The sequence below is a fragment of the uncultured Alloprevotella sp. genome (genome assembly GCF_963536905.1).
Taxonomy (GTDB): Bacteria; Bacteroidota; Bacteroidia; order Bacteroidales; family Bacteroidaceae; genus Alloprevotella.
The window spans coordinates 1-11,385 of record NZ_CAUTBW010000064.1 but is presented as its reverse complement, the minus strand read 5'-3'; the positions used below and the strand labels follow the sequence as shown (position 1 = coordinate 11,385).

Genomic DNA, 11,385 nt, shown 5'->3' with positions numbered 1-11,385 from the left:
GCGCACCATGCGTAACCGCGGGTGATACCCGAGCAAAGCGAGGGGGAACCCGTGGGGGAAGTGGACAAAGGACACTCCGACGCCGGCGGCGTCGCACTGAAAGCGTGGAGGGGGTAACTCAGACGTGCAGAAGTGGGCTGCTGTGCGACACCGCCGGTGTCGGAGGTTTGCGCTGTTGTCTGTCCACGGGTTCGCCCTTCGGGCATCACCCGCGGTTAAGCATGGGGTGTCCCCGCTGGGGACAGTGGGTGAGCACGCTATGTCGCGGGGGAGAGTGAATGCTATAAGCGGACGGGCGGACAGAATAAGGGTGCGAGTGGATAGACTTATTCTATTCTCAAATACAATAAGCGCGTGAGTAGACAGAATAAGGATTCGAGCGGAGAGGCCTAAGAGATTCTCAAACGCAAGAAGCGCGTGAGCGGACAGAATAAGGATGTGAGCAAATAGGCTTATTGTATTCTCAAACGCAATAAGCACATGAGCAGACAGAATAAGAGTGTGAACGGATAGGCTTATTCTATTCTCAAACGCAATAAGGGCGTGAGCGGATAGGCTTATTGCATTCTCAAACGCAATAAGCACATGAGCAGACAGAATAAGAGTGTGAGCGGATAGGCTTATTGTATTCTCAAACGCAATAAGCGCGTGAGCGGACAGAATAAGGATGTGAGCAAATAGGCTTATTGTATTCTCAAACGCAATAAGCACATGAGCAGACAGAATAAGAGTGTGAGCGGATAGACTTATTCTATTCTCAAATACAATAAGCACATGAGCAGACAGAATAAGGATGTGAGCAAATAGGCTTATTCTATTCTCAAATACAATAAGCGCGTGAGCAGACAGAATAAGGGTGTGAGCGGATAGGCTTATTGTATTCTCAAATGCAATAAGCGCGTGAGCGGACAGAATAAGAGTGTGAGCGGATAGGCTTATTCTATTCTCAAACGCGATAAGGATGTGAGCGGAGAAGCTTATGGGATGAAGCTTCAGAAGCTATTTGGGAAAACTCTGGAAAGAGGAAGAAAGGGGGAGATGGGCTGGGTGTAGCCGCTGTTCTGACCTATAAGAAAAGCAGTTCTGCTCGAAGGATGAGCAGAACTGCTTGATGCTGGTTGGTCAAAAAGGCGTGTGGCCGGTTTTACTTCGAGCTGAGTTTTGGACCAAAACTGAGGTCGCCTGCATCTCCGAGACCAGGGACGATATAGGCGTCGTCGTTGAGGCAGGGGTCGATGGCGGCCGTCCAGAGAGTGACGTCGTCGGAGGGGAAGCACTTTTGGAGGTGTGCGATGCCCTCTTCGGCGGCAATGACTACACAGATGTGGAGCTTCTTAGGCGTGCCGTTGTTGAGGAATGCCTTGTAGGCGAGTTCGAGACTTCCGCCCGTTGCCAACATGGGGTCGACCATGAGGAAAGTAGAGCCATCGAGCTGTGGTGCGGCGAGATATTCGAGATGAATCTTGAGATTCTCCTTTTTTCCCTCTTCGCGATAAGCAGCAACGAAAGCGGAGTCGGCCTGGTCAAAGACATCGATGAAGCCCTCGTGGAAGGCTAAGCCTGCGCGGAGCACAGTACCGACAACAATGTGGTCGTCATAGGTTTCCACCTCTTTCACACCGAGCGGCGTTTGGATAGTCTTTGGAGAAAAGTTCAGTGTTCTACTCACTTCATAAGCCATGGCGTGGCCTATGCGTTCCAAATTATTACGGAAAAGAGTGCGATTGCCCTGCACGGTGACGTCGCGCAACTGGGCCATGTAGCAATTTATCACGGAGCTTGTTGCTCCCAGATTGATAACCTTCATGCGGTGTTAGAAATTTTTCAAATTGGGCAAAAGTACTTATTTCTGCTTAAAAGACAAAAAAAACGGGAATTTTTATATAGAAATGTTAGAAAAAGGGCTGATGATGGGAAAGGGAGGAGGGGGTGACGAGAATTGCAACATAAGGCTATCAAAGTTGGGGAGGAGAGAGGCATTATGGGTAAATGTTGTTAAATGGAAAGGCTGTGCGTTCATTAAACACATTAAAACTTTTGTTTGATTGAAAAAATAAGTATTTTTGCGCTGTGAAGAACTAAGATTTAGTTCGAGCACACCATATTGAAAGAGAAAATTCATAAATTTAAATTCATATATTGTAATATGGCAACATTAGATTTGACCAAGTACGGTATTACCGGTACAACGGAGATCGTTCACAATCCTTCTTACGAACAGTTGTTTGAAGAGGAAACGAAAGCAAGCCTCCAGGGCTTCGAAGTAGGTCATCAGACAGAACTCGGCGCTGTAGACGTAATGACAGGCGTTTACACGGGCCGTTCTCCTAAGGATAAGTTCATCGTTGATGATGAGACTTCTCACGACACCCTGTGGTGGAACACTCCTGAGTACCCCAATGACAACCACAAAGCAAGCAAAGAAGCTTGGAACGTTGTTAAGGAACTCGCAAAGAAGGAGCTTTCTAACAAGCGTCTCTTCGTTGTTGATGGTTTCTGCGGTGCAAATGCAGCAACTCGCCTTGCAGTTCGCTTCATTGTTGAGGTGGCTTGGCAGGCACACTTCGTAACAAATATGTTTATCCGTCCGACAGCAGAGGAGCTCGAAAGCTTCGAACCGGACTTCATCGTATACAACGCTTCCAAGGCAAAGGTTGAGAACTACAAGGAACTCGGTCTGAACTCTGAAACAGCAGTTGTATTCAACGTAACAACAAAGGAACAGGTTATCCTGAACACTTGGTACGGTGGTGAGATGAAGAAGGGTATGTTCTCTATGATGAACTACTTCAACCCACGTCGTGGCATCGCTTCTATGCACTGCTCTGCTAACACAAGCATGGACGAGAAGGAAACAGCCATCTTCTTCGGTCTCTCTGGTACGGGTAAGACAACTCTCTCTACCGATCCGAAGCGTAAGCTCATCGGTGACGACGAGCACGGTTGGGACGATGAGGGCGTGTTCAACTACGAAGGTGGTTGCTACGCTAAGGTTATCAACCTCGACAAGGAAAGCGAGCCAGATATCTACGGTGCTATCAAGCGTAACGCTCTTCTCGAGAACGTAACAGTTGATGCTAACGGTAAGATCGACTTCACAGATAAGAAGATTACTGAGAACACTCGTGTAAGCTATCCTATCTACCACATCAACAACATCGTTAAGCCTATTAGCAAGGGTCCTCACGCAAAGCAGGTTATCTTCCTCTCTGCTGACGCCTTCGGTGTACTTCCTCCCGTTTCTATCCTGAACAACGAGCAGGCTCAGTACTACTTCCTCTCTGGCTTCACCGCTAAGTTGGCAGGTACTGAACGCGGTATCACTGAACCGACTCCTACATTCTCTGCTTGCTTCGGCCAGGCGTTCCTTGAACTCCACCCCACGAAGTATGCTGAAGAGCTCGTTAAGAAGATGGAGCGCGTAGGCGCTAAAGCTTACCTCGTTAACACTGGTTGGAATGGTACTGGCAAGCGTATCTCTATCCGCGACACTCGTGGTATCATCGACGCTATCCTGAACCACTCTATCGAGACTGCTCCAACGAAGACTATTCCGTACTTCAACTTCGTTGTTCCAACAGAGCTCGCAGGTGTTGATTCTCACATCCTCGATCCTCGCGACACTTACGCTGACGCAGCTCAGTGGGAAGAGAAGGCTAAAGACCTCGCTGCTCGCTTCATCAAGAACTTCAAGAAGTTCGAAGGTAATGAGGCAGGTAAGGCTCTCGTAGCTGCTGGTCCTCAGCTCTAATAGGTTTTCTGACCACACAACAACTAAATATTGATGGCGGCTTGTTTCTTCTTTCGAGAAACAGGCCGCTTTGTTGTTTTTTTTACTTTTTTCTCGTACTATACGAGGCTTTGGCCCAAATAAACAAGCACAGAAGTGGCAGGACACGGAAAATTACTTAACTTTGCCCGCATAGACAATCACAAAAAGCAGATCTCGCTATGAGACAAATCATCAAACATTTTACCGATGACGACCTCTATAAACTCACAATGTGTTGCGCCGTTATCGACAACTTCCCTCGCGCTCAGGTAAAGTACTCCTTTGTTGACCGCAACGACACCGTTTATCCAGCAGGTTTTGCCGATTTGCTCCTCGAGCAGGTGGCGATGCTCGAGAACGTTGTTTTCACCGATGAGGAGGAAACATTTATGCGCCGCCGCTGTAGCTACATCCCCGATTGGTTTTTCAAATATTTACGCGGCTTCCGCTATCGCCGCGAATGGGTGAAGGCGTGGCAAGACGAAAAGGGACACCTCCACGTGGATTTTGAGGGCGACTGGTCCGACACAATCCTCCTCGAGGTGAAGATACTTGCTATCATCTCCGAACTCTACTATATAGTGACAGGTGAAGACAGTCGCTTCGACTATCAAGACTACTACCAGCGCAGTTATGCCAAAGCCGAACGCCTACTGGGAGCAGGGTGCGTTTATAGCGATTTTGGCACACGCCGCCGCGCCTCCCTCCAAGCTCAGGACGTGGCTGTGGAGGCGATGAAAGACTGCTATGCGTCCAAAGAATGGGAAGGTCGATTTGTCGGGACGAGCAATGTGTATCTGGCGATGAAGCACGACTTAGTGCCGGTGGGAACAATGGCGCATGAGTTTATTTGCGCTATCGGCGGCATGTACGGCCCCCAAATGGCCAACCACATGGCGATGGAAGCATGGCGCAACACCTTCCGCGGCGCACTGGGGACGTACCTCTACGACTCTTTCGGCTGGAATATCTTCAGCCTTAACTTCTCCGAGGATTTCGCCAACCTCTTCAAGGGTTTACGCATCGACAGTGGCGACAACCGCGAACAGCTCCAGCTGATTGTCAATAAATACAAGAGCCTCAACATCGACCCACGCAGCAAGCAGGTAATCTTTAGCAATGCGCTCGATACCGATCGCGCTATCGAAATCCAGCAATACGCAAAAGAACTCTGCATCCCGAGCTTTGGCATCGGTACGCATTTCACCAACGACTTTGAGGGCGTCGACTACCTGAACATCGTTATCAAACTGGTGGCGGTGAAAATCACCGAGTCGTGGCCGTTCTACAACGACACGTGCAAGATTTCGGAAGACAACGGAAAGCACACTGGAAAGCCCGAAGTGGTCAAACGATTCATGGAGATGCTTCACATCAACTAAACATTCTTTCCACCCAACGGAAAGAGCTCCACAACCAGCCGGCAGCTATAGGGAAATATCCCCTTCGAGCTGCCGGCTGTCGCTTTTGCATTCTCGCGCATTCTTATTACATTTGCACCACAATAATCGATTATATTTTAATATGCAACAAGAACTTTTCAGTAGGTTGCCCTACAAGGTAGCCGATTTGTCTCAGGCCGAGTTCGGTCGCAAAGAAATTGCCATCGCGGAGCATGAGATGCCCGGACTGATGGCGTTGCGCGAGAAATACGGAGCTGAGAAACCGCTTCGGGGCGCACGCATCATGGGTTCACTCCACATGACCATCCAAACGGCGGTGCTCATCGAGACGCTCCTCGAACTGGGAGCTGAAGTGCGTTGGTGCTCTTGCAATATCTATTCTACACAGGATCATGCCGGAGCAGCCATTGCGCAAGACGGCGTGGGCGTTTTTGCGTGGAAAGGCGAAACACTGGCCGACTACTGGTGGTGTACACTACAAGCCTTAAATTTCGACGACGGACATACGCCGTGCCTGATTGTGGACGATGGCGGCGACGCTACACTCATGATTCACCTCGGTGTACAAGCTGAAAAGGATATCACCGTGCTCGACACGCCAAGCGAGAGCGAGGACGAAGCCGAACTCAAGCTTATCATTCGCCGCGTTCTCGAAGAGCGTCCACAGTTCTTTAGCAACATCGCCAAAAACATGAAGGGCGTGAGCGAGGAAACAACAACGGGCGTACATCGCCTCTACCAGATGATGGAGCGTGGCGAACTCCTCTTCCCTGCTTTCAATGTCAACGATAGCGTGACAAAATCGAAGTTCGACAATCTCTACGGTTGCCGCGAGAGTTTGGCTGACGGCATCAAGCGCGCCACGGATGTGATGATAGCCGGAAAAACCGTTGTTGTGGCGGGCTACGGCGAAGTGGGCAAAGGCTGTGCACAAAGCATGCGCTCCTATGGTGCTCACGTCATTGTCACTGAGATCGACCCCATCTGCGCCCTGCAAGCCGCCATGGAAGGTTATGAAGTCATGACGATGGAAGAGGCCGCTCCAAAAGGAAACATCTTTGTCACCACTACGGGCAATATCGACGTCATCTGCGTTGAACACATGGAGCAGATGCCCGATCAAGCCATTGTTTGCAACATCGGCCATTTCGATTCGGAGATTCAAGTGGCAGGGCTGAAAAAGTTTCCCGGTATCAAGGTCACAAATATCAAACCGCAAGTGGACTCTTACCTCTTCCCCGATGGGCACCGCATCACGCTGCTTGCCGATGGCCGTTTGGTCAATTTAGGGTGTGCAACGGGGCATCCCTCCTTTGTGATGTCTAACTCGTTCACCAATCAAACACTGGCGCAGATAGAGCTCTATAAGAACCACTACGAAGTGGGCGTCTATCGCCTGCCGAAACAGCTCGATGAGGAAGTGGCACGCCTCCATCTCGAACGCATCGGCGTCCACCTCACACGCCTCACCAAAGCTCAAGCCGACTACATCGGAGTGAGTGTTGATGGTCCTTACAAGGCTGAACATTATCGTTACTAATATCCTTACACGAATGAATACTCTCAAAAAATATCTCCCCGATGCTGCCGCCGTCGTTTTGTTCCTGCTCATCTCTCTGGCGTATTTCTTCACGCCGCTGAGCGAGGGACTCGTCCTTGGCGGCCACGACGCACAGGCCTCCATTGGGCAAGGACGCGAGAATATGGAATACACGCAGCGAACGGGCGAAACCACACGCTGGGTCAACAACGTATTTAGCGGTATGCCTACCTACCAGATCGCACCGTCTTACAAGTCGTCGTCCTTCTTGGGCTTCTTCCAAAAGATTTACGCCGTAGGGACGAGCGGCCCGCTCTGCTATCTATTCCTCTTCCTCTTAGGTTTCTACATCCTGCTGCGGGCGTTCAACTTCAAACCCTACCTTGCAGCATTGGGCGCAATTCTCTGGGCGTTCAGTAGCTACTTCCTCATCATCATGGCAGCAGGCCACATCTGGAAAGTGATGACGCTAACGTTCATCCCACCCACCATTGCTGGTCTCGTGCTGTGTTATCGTGGTCGCTATCTTTGGGGCGGTGTCGTCACAGCACTTTTCACCGCCTTCCAGATTCAGGCAAACCACGTGCAGATGTCCTACTACTTCGTATTCCTTATGCTCTTCATCGTCGTGGCTTACGGCATCGATGCACTGCGCAAGAAGGAGGCGAAAACATGGCTCAAAGCTACGGGTGTAATCCTCGTGGCTGGACTTCTCGGCATAGCTGCCAACTTGCCCAACCTTTACCACACTTGGCAGTATTCTAAGGCCTCTATCCGCGGTGCGGCCGAACTCAGCCCGTTGCCGCAAGAGAAATCACAGAACACCAATGGCGGTCTCGATCGCGACTATATCACGCAATGGAGCTATGGCGTTGACGAAACGCTCACACTGCTCATCCCCGACTTCAAAGGTGGCGGCTCTTCCTCCATCCTTGATCGCCCTGATGCTACCGACCTCGAAGGCTACGATCAGTTCTATCAATGCGCAGGAGCCACACAGCAAGCTCTCCAGCAGAGCAATCAACAAGCTACGCCTCCAGGACTTATCCAATACTGGGGTGAACAACCCATGACGGTTGGCCCTGTCTATGTGGGCGCACTCGTTTGTTTCCTCTTCATCTTAGGCCTCTTCTCTGTCAAAGGTCCAATCAAATGGGCGCTCCTCGGGGGCACACTGCTCTCCTTCCTCTTTGCGTGGGGTCACAACAGTCCGGCGTTCACTAATTTCTGCATCGATCACCTGCCCATGTACAACAAATTCCGCACGCCTTCCAGTGCGCTCGTTGTGGCAGAGTTCACAATGCCGCTTCTAGCTATCATGGCGTTGGCGCGCATCCTCCGCGAACCTCGTTCGCTTTGGGCAAACCGAAGAGAAAAAGTGGGTCTCATCGTCAGCTCTCTCCTAACGGCGGGTCTCTGCCTCATGCTGGCTTTATTCCCGAGTTTAGCGGGCAACTGCATAAGCAGTCAGGATCAGCAGGTACTTGACTACCTCACCAAAGCTGGCGGACCAGAATTCACCACGGCCTACTCGGGTGCTATCACGTCGATGCACCACGCTATCCTCAGTGCATCTGCACTGCGTTCTTTCTTTGTCATCCTTCTGGGCGGTGTGGCTATTGGCCTCTACTATCTGCTCAATAAGAACCGCGAGAAGGCACAAGGCGGATGGTGGCTCGTCCTCGTTTTAGGTGTTATCAGTATCGTTGACCTTTGGGGCATTGATAAACGTTACCTCAACAACGAGAGTTTCACCGATCCTGTACAACTCCAAAATCTCACGCCGACAGCAGCCGACCGCGTTGTGATGCAAGATAAGGCAGACGGACGCGTGCTCGATATTTCGCAGGGCAATCCTTTCAATGAAACGAGCAACCACAGTGGCTATTTCCACCAGAGCATCGGTGGCTACAACGCTGTGAAACTTCGCCGCTATCAGGATCTCATCGACCGTCAGCTCAACAACGAGATGAGTCGTTATCTCTCTGCTATCTCGGAAGCTGAAGGCGACATGAAGAAAGTGCCTGGCGACAGTCTCGCACCTGTACTCAATATGCTCAATACGCGCTACCTCATCTTCGGAGCCAACGCCAACCAGGCCGTTCGCAATCCTTACGCCAATGGCAACGGATGGTTTGTTCGCAAACTCCGTTTCGTCAAAGGTGCCGATGCTGAAATGGCGGGCCTCACTGGGCTTGATACGAAGCACGCTGCAGTGGCCGATGAGAAGTTCCGCGCCGTCCTCGAAGGCTCTCCGCTCGACAGTGGTAGCGTACAGCTCACCAGCCGCCAGCCCAACGAACTCCACTATCAAGCAGTAACGCCAAAGGGTGGCGTAGCAGTTCTGAGCGAAATCTACTACCCTGGATGGGAAGCCACCATCGATGGGAAACCCACAGAGATTGGCCGCGTCAACTATGTGCTGCGCGCCATCAAAGTGCCTGCTGGCAAACATGAGTTGGTGCTCACCTATCGCCCCGCGAGCATATCCACCACTGAGACAGTAGCTTTCGTCTCCATCGCTCTCATCCTCGTGGGCTTCATCGCTGCTTTCGTAATCGCGCTTCGCAAACCGCGCAAAGAAGAAGAACCAGCATAACCCTTGCTGACATATAAAAACATGAAATCCTCGGACAGCTCCCTCTGAGCCTCCGAGGATTTTTATTTATTAGAGCTTTTAGGACAGATAAAGTAAATGGTACACACAGAATAATAAAAATCCCTAATTTTCAGGAAAATCAAAAAAAGAAGGGACTGTACAGACAATGTGTACAGCCCCATTTACTACTTTTTATAGTGCTAATAAAGCGACAAAGTCTTTATCGGCACTTTCGTGAGCAAAGGTAGTGTTTACTTTTAGCTCATGCAAATATTTCGCAAATATTTTTTATTCCTGTTGCCTTTGCTATCGTCTTTTGAACTCTCTCACAATTCTTGTTCTTATTGAAAAGCTTTATCAACTCTTCTTTCAAATCTGCTTGCCTATTCCTTGAAACAATGCCAATCATATAATAGATTACTTTTATCGCACCATGAAGATTCTGATAATCTGCTTCTGCCATTCTTCCAGCAGGACCACGTCGTATAGATTTCGGCAATGCTATATCATATAAGACATTGCCATGAGCACAGTGATTTCTTATGGTACTAATCAAACTTAGATAGCTTTCAAAGACTTTCAGCTGACATACATTGAAATGCTCACTTATATTTCTACGACTTTGTTGATCGTTAATTGCTTTAAAAAGATGTATGATCCCTCCTAAAGTCATAAACTCCAAAGTTTTCCATGCTGGAGCATACTTATCGTCTCCATGTGTTTTATGATGCTGCTTTATGGCTGGTGTCTGCCTGAATCTACTTGTATAAACTTTCCTTTCAAAACTGTCCACATATGTTTGAGAAACAATGGCAGGATCTACAAACCAAGTTGGAGAGCCTTTATAACTATTTGAAACATGGTAAGTAATAAAAGTTCTGAGATGAATCTCAATGCGATTAAGATACTTTGTAAGAATACTTCTAAGAGTGAAATCAAAGTAGTATAATTTTACGATGTCATCAAAATTCGTACCCTCACGGAATTTATGTATTCTCCGAGTCTTACATGGATATGAAATTTCAAATGGAAACCAATAAAAGCCCAAACGATAATAGCCTACATCGAGTAATACTTCCTTTGCTTTATCTTCATTGTTTATTAACATGCCCCTTTCTTTCAGAAGGCATATTTGTTGGTCGATATCTATTGCTTCTTTTCCCATCAAATATATTTTTCTTTATCTAAAGCTTTGATATTCCCCTATAACAACGACTAATTAGAACATCTAGAATAACATATCATTTGCAAGCTTTAATCTTGATAAATATTTGCAAAAATAATCTATTTTCTCTAAAATAAAAGCATTTATGCAAATATTTGGTTCATCAAATAAACACACAAGTCCCACTAAAACTAAAAAGCAAGAAATACTGCCCCCTCACATCCACTAACAAGGACATAATTAAGCGCAAGTCGGCTGCCACAAAATGCCTATATCCAAAATTTCTTGATAGTGGCTAATCTATAAGGAAACGGTAGCTTTCGTCTCCATCGCTCTCATCCTCGTGGGCTTCATCGCTGCTTTCGTAATCGCTCTTCGCAAACCGCGCAAAGAAGAAGAACCAGCATAACCCTTGCTGACAAATAAACAGGGTTCATCCCCGAATTGCATAGGAATTTTTCTTTACTCATCAATACCTATACAATTCAGGGATGAACTCTATTTTTCTCTCCGCAATATCCTTAAGTGGGTATTGCGGATTTTTGTTGGAAGCTTGCACTGAAGGTGTGGAGGAAAATGCGCGTACATGGGCAGCAGTAGCTGCTGTGCTACCCCCCTCACCCACTGCACCTCCTCCGCATCCACACAGAGTAACGCCTCCGGCGGAGGCGCACCATGCTTAACCGCGGGTGATACCCGAGCCAAAGCGAGGGGAAACCCGTGGACAGGCAGACTACTCTGATCCCGACGCCGGCGGTGTCGCACTGAAAGCGTGGAGGGGTAACTCAGACGTGCAGAAGTGAGGCTGCTGTGCGACGCCGCCGGCGTCGGAGAGTGGGCTTTTCCTTCTATCCACGGGTTCGCCCTTCGGGCGTCACCCGCGGTTAAGCATGGGGTGTCCCCGCC

General features: G+C 49.0%; 6 protein-coding genes. 4 read left to right on the top strand and 2 right to left on the bottom strand.

The genetic code is table 11. The features are described 5' to 3' along the window. Positions 1-1,144: 1,144 nt before the first annotated feature. Positions 1,145-1,807: a uracil phosphoribosyltransferase gene (gene upp / locus ABLA33_RS09330; RefSeq protein ID WP_311490247.1), complete on the bottom strand. Its 663-nt coding sequence runs from the start codon at positions 1,805-1,807 to the stop codon at positions 1,145-1,147. A gap of 339 nt (positions 1,808-2,146) precedes the next feature. On the opposite strand from upp, the gene pckA reads away from it, so the two are divergent. The 4 genes from pckA to ABLA33_RS09310 all read left to right on the top strand — a co-directional run bounded on the left by pckA (position 2,147) and on the right by ABLA33_RS09310 (position 9,314). Continuing rightward, the gene (gene pckA / locus ABLA33_RS09325) at positions 2,147-3,751 is read left to right on the top strand and encodes a phosphoenolpyruvate carboxykinase (ATP) (protein WP_311490246.1); all 1,605 of its coding nucleotides are present in this window, start codon (positions 2,147-2,149) and stop codon (positions 3,749-3,751) included. Between the two features lie 200 nt (positions 3,752-3,951). Continuing rightward, complete coding sequence (pncB, locus tag ABLA33_RS09320) at positions 3,952-5,154, top strand: nicotinate phosphoribosyltransferase (RefSeq protein WP_315092093.1); 1,203 nt, start codon at positions 3,952-3,954, stop codon at positions 5,152-5,154. Positions 5,155-5,296: 142 nt separating this feature from the next. Then, the gene (ahcY, locus tag ABLA33_RS09315; protein ID WP_347720092.1) at positions 5,297-6,715 is read left to right on the top strand and encodes an adenosylhomocysteinase; all 1,419 of its coding nucleotides are present in this window, start codon (positions 5,297-5,299) and stop codon (positions 6,713-6,715) included. Positions 6,716-6,728: 13 nt separating this feature from the next. Then, positions 6,729-9,314, top strand: a complete 2,586-nt coding sequence (locus ABLA33_RS09310) for a YfhO family protein (protein ID WP_347720091.1) — start codon at positions 6,729-6,731, stop codon at positions 9,312-9,314. 262 nt (positions 9,315-9,576) lie between these two features. On the opposite strand, the gene ABLA33_RS09305 is transcribed toward ABLA33_RS09310, so the two are convergent. Further along, complete coding sequence (locus tag ABLA33_RS09305) at positions 9,577-10,479, bottom strand: Abi family protein (protein WP_347720090.1); 903 nt, start codon at positions 10,477-10,479, stop codon at positions 9,577-9,579. Between the last annotated feature and the right edge of the window lie 906 nt (positions 10,480-11,385).

Coding starts and splice junctions, on each gene's coding strand:
- upp (WP_311490247.1), bottom strand. CDS start 1,807: ATGAAGGTTATCAATCTGGGAGCAACAAGCTCCGTGATAAATTGCTAC.
- pckA (WP_311490246.1), top strand. CDS start 2,147: ATGGCAACATTAGATTTGACCAAGTACGGTATTACCGGTACAACGGAG.
- pncB (WP_315092093.1), top strand. CDS start 3,952: ATGAGACAAATCATCAAACATTTTACCGATGACGACCTCTATAAACTC.
- ahcY (WP_347720092.1), top strand. CDS start 5,297: ATGCAACAAGAACTTTTCAGTAGGTTGCCCTACAAGGTAGCCGATTTG.
- ABLA33_RS09310 (WP_347720091.1), top strand. CDS start 6,729: ATGAATACTCTCAAAAAATATCTCCCCGATGCTGCCGCCGTCGTTTTG.
- ABLA33_RS09305 (WP_347720090.1), bottom strand. CDS start 10,479: ATGGGAAAAGAAGCAATAGATATCGACCAACAAATATGCCTTCTGAAA.